This window comes from Herbaspirillum sp. AP02 (genome assembly GCF_015767275.1).
GTDB lineage: Bacteria > Pseudomonadota > Gammaproteobacteria > Burkholderiales > Burkholderiaceae_D > Herbaspirillum.
In genome coordinates this window covers 1-13,541 of the sequence record NZ_JADWMY010000008.1, presented here as the reverse complement: position 1 = coordinate 13,541, position 13,541 = coordinate 1, and the positions used below count along the sequence as shown (strand labels likewise).

Below are 13,541 nucleotides of genomic sequence, written 5' to 3'. Positions count from 1 at the left end.
GCGCCGCCCCTCATTCTTTGCAAGGAACCATCGCACCATGCCCATCCGTATCCTGCTCGTCGATGATCACACCCTGTTTCGCAGCGGCGTGCGCCTGCTGCTGCAACGCCATCCCGAATTCGAGATCGTCGGCGAAGCCGTCGATGGCCTGGACGGCGTCAAGCGCGCCCGCCAGCTGCAGCCCGACGTGGTACTGATGGACTTGAACATGCCCGGCCTGTCGGGACTGGAAGCGATGCAACTGATCGTGGAAGACCTGCCCGACACCGCCGTGCTGATGCTGTCGGTCTCGGAAGAGGCCGACGACCTCAGCACCGCCCTGCACAATGGCGCCGCCGGTTACCTGCTCAAGAACATCGAGGCCGACTACCTGGTGCAGGCCATCAAGCGCGCCGCCGCCGGCGAGCCGGTGATCTCGGAGGCGATGACGGCCAAGCTGGTGATGCAGTTCCGCGCCGCGCACCAGGCGCCGGCCCAGGTGGCGGCTGCCCGCGACAGGCTGACTACCCGCGAGCGCGAGACCATGGCCTGCGTGGCCCGTGGCGAGAGCAACAAGGAGATCGCCCGCACCCTGGACGTGGCCGAGAGCACGGTGAAGATCCATGTCCAGAACATCCTCAAGAAACTGAAGCTCTCCAGTCGGGTGCAGATTGCGGTGTATGCTGTGGAACACGGTCTGGACAAAACGCCCTGAGCGGCGTACCTTACCGCTCCCTGTTCCACGCCCCCTGGCCGCACGTCCGCTCCGCCCGGGGCTGCGCTCCCGAAAGAAAGCATATGCAAAAGATCACCTTCCCGCTGCAGGGTCGTCCCCATGTCGAACTGAACCAGCTGCTCAAGCTCTGCGGCCTGTGCGACAGCGGCGGCGCCGGCAAGCAACTGGTGGCCGAGGGCCATGTGCGGGTCAACGGCAAGCCCGAAAGCCGCAAGACCTGCAAGATCACGGTCGGCCAGAAAGTCACGCTGGGTGATGTGCAGATCACCGTGATCGCCGAATGAAGAGCCCTGCGCAAGTCGGGGATGCAAGCAATGATCCTTGCCTGCTGTATACCCGCAGCAACGACATGACCCTGACTGCTCGCTACTGGCTGGAAGCAGGCGGTGGCGACAGGTAGCAGACATCCCGTTCGCGCCGATTTCGACTACATGAGAACCTGGCCGCACGATCTGACCGAACAGTGCAGATTCAAGCTCACTGAACTCTCCGTATAGTTCAAGTGATCTGATCACCGCGCAAGAACAACAGCGGACCGTGCCGACACTGCTTCAGGATGACTGGCGAATCTGCAGGCATTTCTATGCTTCTCATACTTTTAGGCCTTTTCAGTTTCAACGAAGAGGCAGGCAACCGATCACATAGTCAACTAGCTTGGAGGTGCTTTCCAGCAACGTCTCTTGACCACTGTCAACCACATAGTCCGGATGCTCGGGCGCCTCATAGGGTGCGCTGACGCCGGTGAATTCCTTGAGCTGGCCGGCATGCGCCAGCTTGTACAAGCCCTTGGGATCGCGCGCCTCGCAGGTTGCCAGGTCCGTGGACACGTGAATTTCATGGAAGGCGTGACGGCAGGCTTGACGTGCGCGTAGGCGGTCTTCGCGGTAGGGCGAGATGAAGGCGGTGATGCACACCAGTCCCGCATCGGCGAACAGCGCCGCCACTTCGCCCACGCGGCGGATGTTTTCGCTGCGGTCTTCCGGACTAAAGCCGAGATTGGCATTCAGACCTCGCCGCACGTTGTCGCCATCCAGCACATAGCAGGAGTAGCCCCGCGCCATCAGCGCCTGCTCCAGCGCCATGGCCAGGCTGGACTTGCCCGACGCCGACAGGCCGGTCAGCCACAGCACGGCGCCGGCGTGACCATAGTGGGCCTGGCGCTCGTCCTGCCCCAGCGTATGACTGACGGGGGTAAGCTGGTCTGCAGGACCGGTCATCGCCCAGCCTCCTTGAGTTTGGCGAGTTCAGTGGCAACCTGCTGCAATACCCCCGCCCACTGATTCGACTCCCGTTGGCGGAATAGCCTCAGCGAGGGATACCACGGCGTGTCTTCGCGATTGAGCAGCCAGCGCCAGTCGGGCAAGAATGGGAGCAGTACCCAGGCCGGACAGCCGAGCGCACCGGCCAGGTGTACCGGCGACGAATCCACCGATACCATGACATCGATCAGGCTGAGGATGGCGGCGGTGTCGTCAAAGTCCAGGATCTCGTCGCCCAGCGACAGCAATGACATGCCCGCCGGCGGCGTGGCGGCCTGCACTGACGCAGGCCCCTTTTGCAGCGCCAGGAAGGTGATGCCTTCCTGGGCCAGTGGCGCCAGGTCCGCCAGTGCCAGCGAACGGCGCTTGTCGTTGGTATGGGTGGGGCGACCGGCCCATACCAGGCCCACCAGCGGACGCGGCAGGCCGGCCAGGCGCGCCCGCCATTTCTCCACCCGTGAGATATCGGCGAACAGGTAGGGCGTGGCCCCCGGCAGATCCGACAATTGCAGGCCAAGCGCCGCCGGCAGGCTCATCAGTTCGCAATGGAAATCGAAATGCGGTGGCAGCGTGCCACGCGTAATCAACTGGTCATGTCCGACGATGCCACGCGCCAAATTATAGGTCTCCTGATTCACTTCCAGCACCACATGCGCACCGCTGCGCGCACGCGCCTGGGCCACCAGTCGCAGGAACTGGAAGGTGTCGCCGTACCCCTGTTCGTCGTGGATCAGCAGCGTCTTGCCGGCAATCGGCTGGCCCTCCCAGCGTGGCTGCTGGACATGGCGCTCGATGCCGCGCGTGTGGTCGAGCTTGTAGCGGAAGCGGTATTCGCGCCACCCTCGCGTGAATTCGCCCTGGACCAGCAATAGCTCGGCCAGGTCGAAACGCGCACCCATGTCGCCGGGCGTGGTCTGCACCACCATCTCCATGACCTGGGTCGCCTCGGTATACTTGCCCTGCTGGCGAAACGCCGCATACAGCTGGCGCCACAAGAGAATCGGCCCGGTGCCCGAAGCCAACGCCTGACGCAGCAGCGTCTCGGCCTCGGCCCAGCGCTCGGCCTGCAGCAGCGCGTTGGCTCGCTGGTGGATGGCGTTGAGGTCGATGGGCACCTGGCTCATTGCTGCTCCATGGCCAACGCGGCCAGCAAGGGGCCAAGGTGTGCCTCGTGCTGGCGCCAGCGGCCCTTGGAGGAGGTGTAGATCGGCTGGCGCACCTGGGCTACGCTGGCCGTGCGCACGATGCGCCGGGTTTCGTGGAAGGCCAGGCAGGCATCATTCCAGGGCAGGCCGGTGAAGTCGATCAAGCGGCGCGCCTGACCTTCGAGATCGTCAACCACCGCTTCATAATCGACTTCGATGAATCGTTCCGGCGGCAGCACCTGCCGCAGATGCGCCATCAGATCCTGATAGGCGCGGTAGAACTGGCCCAGCTCGTCCATCTGGTAGCTGAAGAGCTGCTCACCGGCGAAATGCTTGCTGTAGCACGACAGGCAGGTGTCAACCGGATCACGCCGGCAATGGATGATGCGCGCCCCCGACAGGATCAGCGGGATCAGTCCGGCATGCAGGAAGTTGGCCGGCATCTTGTCAACCACCCGCGCAGCGTGGGGCGCCAGCGGCCGTACCTGGGCCAGGTAGTCTTCACCGATACGTTGCAGGGCGGCCGCATCCAGATGGGCCACCTTGTCGGGGAAGACCACCGCACGATCCACTGCATGACGCAGGGCCGACAGTTCGCCGGCGCCGTGGATGTCCGGATGCGAAGCCAGGATCTGCTCCACCAGCGTGGTGCCGGAACGTGGCATGCCGATGATGAACACCGGCAAGTCAGAGGATGCGCCGCCGGCGGACAGGCGCTGCATCAGTTCGGGCGTGAAGGTGTCGGTGATGCGTTGCATCCACGCCGACACGGCAGCACCGTCATAACTGAAGGTGGCGCGCTTGATGGCGTTGCCACGATTCAAGTGTTCGAATGCCAAGGCCGATTCGCCGGTGTCCAGATACGCCTTGCCCAGCGCGAAATGCAGATTCATCCGGATGCTGATGCCGGGCGGCGGCGTCACCGCCAGCGCCGCTTCCATGGCGGCGATATCGGGATCGTCAGCACGGAACTTGCGGGTATCGATGCGTGCTGCCATGGCCTTGGTGGAACCGGGATAGGTTTGCAGGGCGTGGGCGAAGGCGGCAATGGCGGCCTCCTTGTCGCCATTCTCCAGATGCGCGTTGGCAATCGAGATGAGCGCATCCTCGGCCACTGTCCCCGGCAGTGCAGCGGCCTGACGGAATTCCGCCAGCGCTGCCTCGTGCTGTCCCATGCTTTGCAGGCGCAGCCCCAGCACATGATGCGCATTGGCGTTGTCGGGACTGACGGCGACGGCATCACGCGCTGCAGCCAACGCTTCTTCACCACGGCCCGCCTTGTCGAGGACTTGCGCGAGCGCAGACAGGCCGCCAGGATGTTTCGGCGCGAAGGACAGCAAGGCATTGAGCCATTGCAGCGCGGCGTCATTGCGCGAACGCGAGATCTCCACCTCGGCCAGGTTGAGATAGGCGTCGGCCAGTTGCGGATTGAGCTCGATGGCCGCACGCCCGGCGGCAACGGCTTCATCGAAGCGGCCTTGCTCGGTCAGCAGGAATGCCAGGTTGCTGTGCGCCTCGGCGTAGCCTGGATTCAGTGCCAGTGCTTTCTGGTAGGCCGCTTGCGCCCGTTCCAGCAGGCCCAGGCGCTTGCAGGTATTGGCCAGGTTGTTGTGCGACTGTGCATTCTCAGGCTGCAGCGCAGCGACTTTTTCCAGACAGACCAGGCTTTCATCAAGCTTGCCGCTCTCCTGCAGGATGATGCCCAGATTGCTCCAGCCGGCAACCAGCCCTGGATCGATCTTGACGGCCCGCTGCGCCGCTTGTTCGGCTTCGGCCAGCAGGCCTTTCTGGCGGCACATCTCGGCCAGGTTGCTCAGGTAGGAGGCCGGTGTCTCCGGATGCTGGCAAGCGCGCCGCAGGAAATCCACCGCCATATCCAGCTTGCCGTAGGCGTGCGCCATCACCGCCAGCAGGTTCAGCGCATCGGGCTGTTGCGGAATCACCTGCAACACGCGCAGGCACAACTGCTCTGCCTGTGGCGCCTGCCCGGCGTTCCAGTGTGCATAGGCGCGTTGCAGCGCCTGCTGGATGGTCAGTTGTTCAGCGTAGGGGAAATTATTCGAGTCCAAAGATGCTCCGCAAATCCAGTTCAGGCCAGTTTCTCATGGTGATGCCAGGCTGGCATTATTCCCTGCTCCCTCCCTGGGGGCAAGACAAAGCCTTCGGCTAGCCCCTTCACCCATGGCCAGGTGCGCCCGGGGCGCCCGCTGCCTGAAGTGGCAACGCATTGTTTCATATTGAAAATTTCATGCGCAGCCCCCGATCGGTCCATCGCGTAGTCACCCATCGAGAATGGATCGACAGAAAAAAGAAAGCGTCAGTCAAGACGCTTTCTTTGACACTACAGACCGCCAGATCTGCAGGCATCGCAGGGATGGCCTGCATCACCGGCGCTCCCTGCTGACGAGCTCAGAAGGGAGTGACACCGCGCATTACGCTCAGAACTGATAACGCAGGCGCACGTCCGCCGTCTGCGACCGATAACCGCCACCGATCAACAGGACGTTGTAGTTGGCGCTGTAGCCAGACACATTATCGCGTTGCCCCTGTGTCGCCTTGCCACCGAAGGCCTGACCCCACAGTGCCACATTGTTGGCCGCTTCGCCGGTGGCCACGCCGCTGCCTCCATTGACCTGGGCGATACGCAATCCGTCCACGTGCGCGCCGGCCACATTGAGCACCGATTGCGTCGGCGCTGCCGATGCCTGGACAGTCGCCAGCGCATTCGAGGCCGGGCTCAATTGTGCGCCCGCACGATTGGATTCCGCTGTCGAACCCAGCGCCGCCGAGGCATTGAACACGTTGAGCAAGCTGGTATTGACGCCGCTGTAATTGAACAGCCCGGAGATCGCCGAGACAGCATTGGAAGTGGTCGCCGAAATGTTCGGGCCGGTGTTGCCGCTACTACTGCCACTGCTGCTACCGCTGCCACTACCACCACCGCTGCTGGATGAGCCCAGTGTCAGTAACAGATTGCTAGTGCTGCCATCGACCACGACCGAGCCCGAAACGGTACCGCTGTAGCCTATTGCAGAGTAGTTCAGAGTCGATGCGTTGTAGTTGGTGTTATTGGTCGCGGCCTGCACCACGACATAACGCTGACCGATCGCGAAACCATAGGAATTGAGCGCCTTGAGGGTGACGCTGGATCCACTGGCAATGATCGCCGAGCCCGAAACGGTCAGACGGCCGTAGCCAGTATCTGCAGTAACCCCGTTGCTAACGGCCGTGTCGCCGACACCAATCAACAGCGTGGCCGAGGCACCCTGACTGTACCGGCCGTCGATGGAGATGTGGTTATTGACCTGCAACGTTGCACCACTATTCGTGATGGTGTAGTTGTTGGTATGCACATTACTGTTGAGCAGCAGGTTGCCAGAAGCAAGGTACAGGTTGGCTGACGTGCTGTAGATATCGCCAACGTCGGCGCTGCTAATACCGCCGTTGGCGCCAGTGATGGTACCGAAAGTCGAACCGCTGCCACCGTTGATGGTCAGGCTGGCGGTAGCGCCGTTGTAGATCGTACCGGAGACAAGGCCACTATTGGCAATCGGGCCAATGCTGCCCGTACCGGCGTTATAGATGGCGTAACCGCTGCCGCTGGTAATGGTACCGGTGTTGATCACCGAGCCGATCCTGCCGGCATTGCCAATACCACCCGCTGCGCCGCTGATGACGCCACTGTTGACCAGGCTGCCGATGGTGCCGTTGGTGCTGGTGCCGACAGCGACACCGGTCGTTCCCAGAATGACGCCCTCATTGGTCAGCGTACCAACGGTGATCGTGCCGGAAGGCGTATTGTTACCAGCCAGAAAGCCTGCCCCACCAGTGATGAGACCGGTGCTGGTATTGTGCAGCGAAGTGATGTTGCTGTTGTTATCCGTCCAGATACCATAGGTGGTACCAGAAACGGTGCCACTATTGGTCATCGACGTGATGCTGCCTGTGCTGCCGTTATAGATAATTGCTGTCAAATATCAGATACGCTGATCCGGGTTCCCCCAAACATACCGAATGTTGCCTGACGAGAATTTCTCGCGCCAATCCAGCCAATGGCGATCCCAACGAACAACGTTAGTCCGGTACAAAGTCAACATCTGAACAAGAGTGTAAGTTACGTTGCTAGGGCCTGTTCACATTCAATCTGCGAGTGCGAGAGGTCGCCAAGCGTTGTCTGCCTAGGCGCAGCTCCTTGCCGTAGTGGTGCTACGGCAAGGAGCTGCAACAACGGCAGGCGACGCTTGGCGGCCTCTCCCGGAGGGTTGCCCCCAGAAGGCGCGCTGGCCCAAGGCCAGTCGATGAAGTGATACGCTTGACCTGGCGCTGGCCATGGGGCTGGACCAGGAACTGCCGCCGCTGGCGCGGGTATTCCTCTACCTGCCGCTGGAACATGCCGAAGACCTGGATGACCAGCAATACGTGGTGCAACTGATGGCGGCCCTGGCCAAATCCGCCAGCAGCGAGGACAAGGTGACCTTCGACGGTTATGCCGACTATGCACGGTGCCATCTTGCGGTGATCGAACGCTTCGGCCGCTTCCCGCATCGCAACCGCATCCTGGGCCGCGCCTCCCCCTGAGGAAGCGCAATTTCTGACGCAAGCTGACTCATCCTTCTGAAGTTTTCGATAGCCAGGCACTGAAACCGCTTCCTGCTGGAAGTGCCGATCCGTTTTCCCTACACTCGCGGCTTTCTTTCCGGATGGCCGCATGCAAACCCGCTGCGCTGGTTTCTCGATGATGGAAGTGCTGGTGGCCATGCTGGTCATCGGCACGGGCGCGCTGGCCCTGGTGATGCTGCAGCTGCACGCCCTGCGCAGCAGCGCCGAAAGCGCCCGGCACGCCAGCGCCACGCTGCTGGCGCTGGAACTGGCCGAACTGCGCGCTGCCTCCCTGCCCACCTCCCCCACCTCGCCCACTCCGGGTACGAGCGATCCCTACCTGTTTTCCTTCACCGCCGGCAAGACCCCGCAGGCCCGTGCTGATTGCGACCTCAATCCCTGTTCCCCCGGCGCCTTCGCCAACGCCGCCATCGCCGACTGGGCCGCACGGCTGGCGCGCGATTTTCCGGAGGCGCGGGCCACGGTGTGCCGCGATGCCCACAGCACCCCGCAGGATCACTGGTCCTGCGACGAGGCCGCCACGGCTCCGGTGGTGCTCAAGCTGGGCTGGCGCCGTGGCGCGGTGACGGCCACTGCCGCATCCGCTCGCGCCCCCCTGCTGACCCTGGTACTGGGGCGCTGAACATGGTGACCAGGCATGCGCGCCGGCAGCGTCATCCGCAATACGGTCTGACGCTGATCGAACTGATGATCGCCCTGGCCGTGGGCCTGCTGGTAGTGCTCGCGGCCGGCATGATGCTGCAGCAGGCGCGCAGCGTCTATCAGGACATCGACGACCACGGCCGCGTGCAGGAAACCGGTCGCCTGGCGCTGGAACACCTGCAGCAAGCCCTGCAACAGGCCGGCCACCTGCCCTCGGAAACCCTCCCTGACGACGCCATGCAGACCCGCCAAGGACTGCGCGGGCTGGACGATAGCCGCCAGGCCGAGCTGCTGGACCCGGCCGCCGGCATGTTCGGCAGCAGCGGCAGCGATGGCGTCAACCATAGCGACCTGCTCATGCTGGGATTCTTCGGCGCACCACGCGGCAGTCGCAGCGAAATGGTCAACTGCAGCGGTGCCGATGCCCCTGCCGGACCATTGCAGGAAGCCGCGCGCAGCTGGGTCATCTACTACATCGCGCCCGGCACCGGCGGCGAGGCGGAATTACGCTGCCGCTACCAGGGCAGGAATGGCAGCTGGACCTCGGACGCCATCGCACGTGGCGTCGAGGCAATGCAACTGCGCTACGCCATCGACAGTGATGACGATGGCGCACCGGACCGCTGGCTGGACGCCTCGGCCATGCCTGCCAGTGCCTGGGACCGGGTCATACTGGTGCGCATCGCCCTGCTGGTACGAGGCAGCCAGCGCCGTCCGGCGGTCGACGATACGGGCGCGCGCGGCTATGACCTGTTCCCGCCCGGCCGCCATGCCGACCCGGGCTGGCGCGTCACCGAGGAAGATGGCGAGCAGCGACGGCGTGCCGTCTTCCGTACCACCGTGATGCTGCGCAACCTGGCGACGGGACAGGCGCGATGAACGCCAACCCGCCCCTGATGCGCTGGTGGCTTCGGCATCCCCCTCGCCACCAGAGCGGTGCCACCCTGATGATCGCGCTCATGCTGCTGAGTCTGCTCCTGCTGCTGGGAGCGGCCACCACCTCGCTCTTGCTGCTGGACGAACGCGCCGCCCGCAATCACCGCGATCACCTGCAAGCCCGGCTGGCAGCGCAGGCCGCGCTGGAAGACGCCTGCGACGACATCGCCCGGGTCAGGCGCATCGATCCCACTACGTTTGCATCCCCACTGACATGTCGGAGCGATGCCGATGGACTGGGCCTGTGCCTGGGACAACCAGGACGCAGCGGCTGGCAGCCCGCACAACTGGTGGGTGCCCGCGCCACCGCTGCAACCTATGGCCAGTTCACCGGACGCCGCTTTCCAGACAAACAGGGCAACGCATCCCCGCGCTACCTGATCGAACGCCTGCCCGGCATCACCTCCAGCCGTTCCCGGGAGGCGAATACGACGACACCCACCTATCGCCTCAATGCTGTCGGATACGGCCGCAACGGTGCCGTATCCGCACTGCAGGCCGTGGTGCGCTTGCCGGAAGCAACCGCACCTGTCGCACCCACTGCCTCGGGCTGCCGCTGGCTGGCCTGGCGCCCCCTTTACTTACCTTCACATGAATGACATGAATCCTCCACCTCGCCATCTCAAATCGCCGTCATACGGCTTCACCCTGCTGGAGGTCATGATCGTAGTGGGCATCGTGGTGATCATGGGCAGCATGGGCTGGAACGGCTATCGCCACATCGTCCAAAAGACTGGCCGAGCCGAAGGACGCGCCGCCTTGCTGCAGGTGCTGCTGCAAGAAGAACGACACTACGCCTACCATCACCGCTATCAGGGCTTTACGGCGGGCAGCGCTACGGGCAGTTTCAAGTGGTATTCCGGCACCACGCCCGAGACCAGCGCCTATGCCTTGTCGGCCCGTGCGTGCGACGGCGAGACGCTGTCCACCTGCGTGCTGGTGAAGGCTACGCCAGGCGCGGAAGGCGTCAATCGCAGCTATAGCGATGCCGAGTGTGGCGCCCTCTATCTCGACAGCCGGGGCAGTCTCCGTGCCGATGGCAAGGATTGCTGATGAGGCCGGCATGTGACGATCGGTGGTGCCATCGGCATGGGCGCGGGTTCACGCTCATCGAACTGATGGTGGTAGTGCTGATCGCCGCGCTGGTGCTGGCGGCGGGCGTGCCGGCGCTGCACGATCTGTCCAGCGAACAGCAACTGGTGACGGCCGCCAACGAGTTCTTCCACAGCGTCCAGCTGACCCGTTCCGAAGCCTTGCGCCACGGTCGCCGCGCCGAAATGCGACCGGTCGCCGGCGACGACTGGCACAGCGGCTGGGAAATCATGATCGGCGAACAGGTCGTCTCACGCCGCCCGGCCCTGGCCAGCCAGATTGCGGTGGCCTACACCACGGGCGGTGAACTGGTGGCCTACCAGCCTGGTGGCCAGCCGGTCACCCGGGGCAGCTGGTACTTCAGCAATGAACGGCAGGCGCGGGTGGTGGTGATCAATTTCCTCGGGCGGGTGCGGGTCTGCAACCCCCTGCGCGATAGCCAATGCAGCAAGGCCGGCATCGAATGAGGCCTGCGCCAGCGCAAAGGCGAGCGCATAAAGCCGTGTATATTGACGGGCATCCGGCCCGCCGTACGGCGGCCTCCTCCGTTTGCCCACGCCATGACGCCTACAGAAGACCCGCTCTACCAGTTCGACATCGAGAATGACCAGCAAGCCATGGCCCTGGCCCTGATCCAGGCCGGCTTCGGCATGCTCGACACCACCCCCAACCCCCGTGTGGGTTGCGTCATCGTCAAGGACCGCCGCGTCATCGGCGCCGGCTTCACCCAGCCACCCGGTGGCAATCACGCGGAAATCCAGGCCATGGCCGACGCCGCCACACGCGGGGCCGATATACGCGGTGCGACCGTCTACGTCACCCTGGAACCCTGCAGCCACTTCGGCCGCACCCCGCCCTGCGCCGACGCCCTGATCCGTGCCGGCGTGGGCCGCGTGGTGGCCGCCATTGCCGATCCCAATCCGCTGGTAGCCGGCCAGGGCCTGGCACGCCTGCAGGCGGCCGGCATCGAGGTGGCCTGCGGCATGCTGGAAGAGGATGCCCGCGACATCAACATCGGCTTCCTGCACCGCATGCGCACCGGCCGCCCCTGGGTCCGCATGAAGAGCGCCGCCAGCCTGGACGGCAAGACCGCCCTGCACAATGGCGTGAGCCAGTGGATCACCAGCCAGGCCGCGCGCGACGACGGCCACATCTGGCGCGCCCGCGCCTGCGCCATCATGGCCGGCATCGGCACCATCCAGAAGGACGATGCGCAACTGAACGTGCGCGCCATCGACACCCCGCGCCAGCCGCGCCGCATCGTGGTCGACAGCAAGCTGATCGTCTCGCCCGAGGCACGCGTGATCCGGGGCGGCAACACCTGGGTCTTCACCGCCACCGACGACCGCGAGAAGCGCGCCGCGCTGGAAGCCGAAGGCGCCGAAGTGATCCTGCTGGCCAATGCCGAAGGCAAGGTCGACCTTGACGGCCTGCTGCGCGAACTGGGCCAGCGCCAGATCAACGAACTGCACGTGGAAGCCGGCGCCAAGCTCAACGGCGCCCTGATCCGCGCAGGCTGCGTGGATGAATTGCTGGTCTACCTGGCCCCGGCGCTGATCGGCGAAGGCCGCAACATGTTCGAGCTGCCACCGCTGGAAGACCTGTCAGGCAAGATCGGCATCCGCTTCCATGAGGTCAAGCAGGTCGGGCCGGATTTGCGTATCCTTGCTCGTTTCGAATAATCGACTTCCCACTTTTTTGCATCAGGATCGCACCATGTTCACAGGTATCGTCGCCGCCGTCGGCACCATCACTTCCGTCACCCCCCTGGCCGCCGGCCCCGATGCCGGTGTGCGTCTCACCATCGATGCTGGCGCGCTGCCCATGGGCGACGTCGGCCTGGGCGATTCCATCGCCCTCAACGGCGCCTGCATGACCGTGGTCGAAAAGACCGCCACCGGTTTCACCGTCGATGTCTCCCGCGAAAGCCTGCGCCTGACCGCCGGCCTGGACGCCCCTGGCGAAGTCAATCTGGAAAAGGCCCTGACCCTGGCCGAGCGCCTGGGCGGCCACCTGGTTTCCGGCCACGTTGACGGCCTGGGCCAGGTGCACTCCTTCGAACCGGTGGGCGAATCCCGCGAACTGATCGTCGATGCCCCCAAGGCACTGGGCAAGTACCTGGCCTACAAGGGATCGATCGTGGTCAACGGCGTGTCGCTGACGGTGAACCGGGTCGAGGACCTGACCGATGCCTGCCGTTTCTCGATCAACCTGATCCCGCATACGGTGGAAGTGACCACCCTCAAGCATCTGAAGGCGGGGAGCAAGGTCAATCTGGAGATTGACCTGATTGCGCGGTATGTGGAGCGGATGCTCACATCGTCAAAATAATATGATTTACTCATAAAAATCATATACTTAAATTAAGACCTCTACTCAAGCCAGCTCATCAGCGTGCAAAAAGTTCCGTTAAATTAACGGTATACTTGACGGTATTATTCAAAAGACTATTGAAAATGCCGCGATGGCATTGACCGATCTCAAAATACCAGCCACTAAGCCACAAGAGCGGCCGCAAAAGCTCGTAGATGGCGATGGCTTGTATCTATACGTATCCACGGCTGGCACCAAGTCTTGGCGCTTTGATTACGCGTTTGGCGGCAAGCGCTGCACCGTGACTATCGGCAAATATCCACTGGCGCCCGAGTGGATGGTTGATGCTGGAATGATTCCACAGCAGAAAAGAACTGCTAAAAAGCTACCAGAAACAAAGTAAAGTTGATCGCCACGCGGCTGTCATATCGGCTTGATCATGACGTTGTGCCACAACGTCATGATCAAGCAATCCCTCGAACTATCGTGCATTTGATCGCCAAATTCCGGCTCGCTTAGTAGCCGCCTGGCAAGCTCAGAAGCAACGCCCAACACTATCCCCGATTGGGCATTTCCCCTGATTCCGTTTTTTCCATGTGCGAATGAAGCACCGTGAAACATAGATCAATTTGATATGCAAATTTCCTAAGCACAGTTATGGCGGCTTCAACAATTTCCCTGTTGATCTCAAACTGTTGATTTGCTCGCAGAATTGACCCTCGCCATCTGACCCACTTTCCACTGCCTTCCGAAGGCAGCTACGCGGTCATACGACCCCTCATATCCCAGCTCTTTCAGGTCCAGGAACATCTGTTTCAG

At 63.0% G+C, this 13,541-nt stretch carries 15 protein-coding genes; 11 read left to right on the top strand and 4 right to left on the bottom strand.

The window, feature by feature from the left end; all coding sequences use genetic code 11:
• Positions 1 to 37 precede the first annotated feature (37 nt).
• Together I5R65_RS16265 and I5R65_RS16260 are read left to right on the top strand one after the other, a co-directional pair.
• Positions 38 to 694, top strand: a complete 657-nt coding sequence (locus I5R65_RS16265; protein ID WP_180668896.1) for a response regulator transcription factor — start codon at positions 38 to 40, stop codon at positions 692 to 694.
• Between the two features lie 83 nt (positions 695 to 777).
• The gene (locus I5R65_RS16260) at positions 778 to 999 is read left to right on the top strand and encodes an RNA-binding S4 domain-containing protein (RefSeq protein ID WP_180668895.1); all 222 of its coding nucleotides are present in this window, start codon (positions 778 to 780) and stop codon (positions 997 to 999) included.
• A gap of 330 nt (positions 1,000 to 1,329) precedes the next feature.
• Here the strand turns inward: I5R65_RS16260 and cysC are convergent, their stop codons facing one another.
• From cysC to I5R65_RS16240, 4 genes are all read right to left on the bottom strand, one after another.
• Positions 1,330 to 1,932, bottom strand: coding sequence for an adenylyl-sulfate kinase (cysC, locus tag I5R65_RS16255; protein ID WP_180668894.1), 603 nt, complete (start codon positions 1,930 to 1,932; stop codon positions 1,330 to 1,332).
• Positions 1,929 to 3,098, bottom strand: coding sequence for a glycosyl transferase family 8 (locus tag I5R65_RS16250; protein WP_180668893.1), 1,170 nt, complete (start codon positions 3,096 to 3,098; stop codon positions 1,929 to 1,931). Before I5R65_RS16250 ends, cysC begins: the two co-directional genes overlap by 4 nt.
• Positions 3,095 to 5,188, bottom strand: coding sequence for a tetratricopeptide repeat-containing sulfotransferase family protein (locus I5R65_RS16245; RefSeq protein WP_180668892.1), 2,094 nt, complete (start codon positions 5,186 to 5,188; stop codon positions 3,095 to 3,097). Before I5R65_RS16245 ends, I5R65_RS16250 begins: the two co-directional genes overlap by 4 nt.
• A 369-nt stretch (positions 5,189 to 5,557) precedes the next feature.
• Positions 5,558 to 7,048 carry a hypothetical protein gene (locus tag I5R65_RS16240; protein ID WP_196872196.1) on the bottom strand — a complete coding sequence of 497 codons (1,491 nt, stop codon included), beginning with the start codon at positions 7,046 to 7,048 and terminating at the stop codon, positions 5,558 to 5,560.
• A gap of 400 nt (positions 7,049 to 7,448) precedes the next feature.
• Between I5R65_RS16240 and I5R65_RS16235 the strand changes: the two genes are divergently transcribed.
• The 9 genes from I5R65_RS16235 to I5R65_RS16195 all read left to right on the top strand — a co-directional run bounded on the left by I5R65_RS16235 (position 7,449) and on the right by I5R65_RS16195 (position 13,125).
• Positions 7,449 to 7,697, top strand: a complete 249-nt coding sequence (locus I5R65_RS16235; protein ID WP_370460954.1) for a DUF924 family protein — start codon at positions 7,449 to 7,451, stop codon at positions 7,695 to 7,697.
• Positions 7,698 to 7,827: 130 nt separating this feature from the next.
• Positions 7,828 to 8,361, top strand: coding sequence for a type IV pilus modification protein PilV (gene pilV / locus I5R65_RS16230; protein WP_180668890.1), 534 nt, complete (start codon positions 7,828 to 7,830; stop codon positions 8,359 to 8,361).
• A gap of 2 nt (positions 8,362 to 8,363) precedes the next feature.
• Positions 8,364 to 9,260, top strand: a complete 897-nt coding sequence (locus tag I5R65_RS16225) for a PilW family protein (protein WP_180668889.1) — start codon at positions 8,364 to 8,366, stop codon at positions 9,258 to 9,260.
• Positions 9,257 to 9,916, top strand: a complete 660-nt coding sequence (locus I5R65_RS16220; RefSeq protein ID WP_231395202.1) for a pilus assembly protein — start codon at positions 9,257 to 9,259, stop codon at positions 9,914 to 9,916. Before I5R65_RS16225 ends, I5R65_RS16220 begins: the two co-directional genes overlap by 4 nt.
• A gap of 1 nt (position 9,917) precedes the next feature.
• On the top strand, positions 9,918 to 10,370 hold the full coding sequence (locus I5R65_RS16215; RefSeq protein ID WP_180668888.1) for a type IV pilin protein: 453 nt from the start codon (positions 9,918 to 9,920) through the stop codon (positions 10,368 to 10,370).
• The gene (locus I5R65_RS16210; RefSeq protein ID WP_180668887.1) at positions 10,370 to 10,876 is read left to right on the top strand and encodes a GspH/FimT family pseudopilin; all 507 of its coding nucleotides are present in this window, start codon (positions 10,370 to 10,372) and stop codon (positions 10,874 to 10,876) included. The genes I5R65_RS16215 and I5R65_RS16210 overlap by 1 nt, the downstream gene beginning before the upstream one ends.
• 93 nt (positions 10,877 to 10,969) lie before the next feature.
• Positions 10,970 to 12,091 carry a bifunctional diaminohydroxyphosphoribosylaminopyrimidine deaminase/5-amino-6-(5-phosphoribosylamino)uracil reductase RibD gene (gene ribD, locus I5R65_RS16205; protein WP_180668886.1) on the top strand — a complete coding sequence of 374 codons (1,122 nt, stop codon included), beginning with the start codon at positions 10,970 to 10,972 and terminating at the stop codon, positions 12,089 to 12,091.
• Positions 12,092 to 12,125: 34 nt separating this feature from the next.
• Entirely contained in the window at positions 12,126 to 12,740 is a 615-nt protein-coding gene (locus I5R65_RS16200; RefSeq protein ID WP_180668885.1) for a riboflavin synthase, read from the top strand.
• Between the two features lie 133 nt (positions 12,741 to 12,873).
• Positions 12,874 to 13,125 (top strand): Arm DNA-binding domain-containing protein, encoded by a 252-nt coding sequence (locus I5R65_RS16195; protein ID WP_180668884.1) that lies wholly within the window; start codon positions 12,874 to 12,876, stop codon positions 13,123 to 13,125.
• The last annotated feature ends 416 nt before the right edge of the window (positions 13,126 to 13,541 follow it).

Coding starts and splice junctions, on each gene's coding strand:
- I5R65_RS16265 (WP_180668896.1), top strand. CDS start 38: ATGCCCATCCGTATCCTGCTCGTCGATGATCACACCCTGTTTCGCAGC.
- I5R65_RS16260 (WP_180668895.1), top strand. CDS start 778: ATGCAAAAGATCACCTTCCCGCTGCAGGGTCGTCCCCATGTCGAACTG.
- cysC (WP_180668894.1), bottom strand. CDS start 1,932: ATGACCGGTCCTGCAGACCAGCTTACCCCCGTCAGTCATACGCTGGGG.
- I5R65_RS16250 (WP_180668893.1), bottom strand. CDS start 3,098: ATGAGCCAGGTGCCCATCGACCTCAACGCCATCCACCAGCGAGCCAAC.
- I5R65_RS16240 (WP_196872196.1), bottom strand. CDS start 7,048: ATGACCAATAGTGGCACCGTTTCTGGTACCACCTATGGTATCTGGACG.
- I5R65_RS16235 (WP_370460954.1), top strand. CDS start 7,449: ATGGGGCTGGACCAGGAACTGCCGCCGCTGGCGCGGGTATTCCTCTAC.
- pilV (WP_180668890.1), top strand. CDS start 7,828: ATGCAAACCCGCTGCGCTGGTTTCTCGATGATGGAAGTGCTGGTGGCC.
- I5R65_RS16225 (WP_180668889.1), top strand. CDS start 8,364: ATGGTGACCAGGCATGCGCGCCGGCAGCGTCATCCGCAATACGGTCTG.
- I5R65_RS16220 (WP_231395202.1), top strand. CDS start 9,257: ATGAACGCCAACCCGCCCCTGATGCGCTGGTGGCTTCGGCATCCCCCT.
- I5R65_RS16215 (WP_180668888.1), top strand. CDS start 9,918: ATGAATCCTCCACCTCGCCATCTCAAATCGCCGTCATACGGCTTCACC.
- I5R65_RS16210 (WP_180668887.1), top strand. CDS start 10,370: ATGAGGCCGGCATGTGACGATCGGTGGTGCCATCGGCATGGGCGCGGG.
- ribD (WP_180668886.1), top strand. CDS start 10,970: ATGACGCCTACAGAAGACCCGCTCTACCAGTTCGACATCGAGAATGAC.
- I5R65_RS16200 (WP_180668885.1), top strand. CDS start 12,126: ATGTTCACAGGTATCGTCGCCGCCGTCGGCACCATCACTTCCGTCACC.
- I5R65_RS16195 (WP_180668884.1), top strand. CDS start 12,874: ATGGCATTGACCGATCTCAAAATACCAGCCACTAAGCCACAAGAGCGG.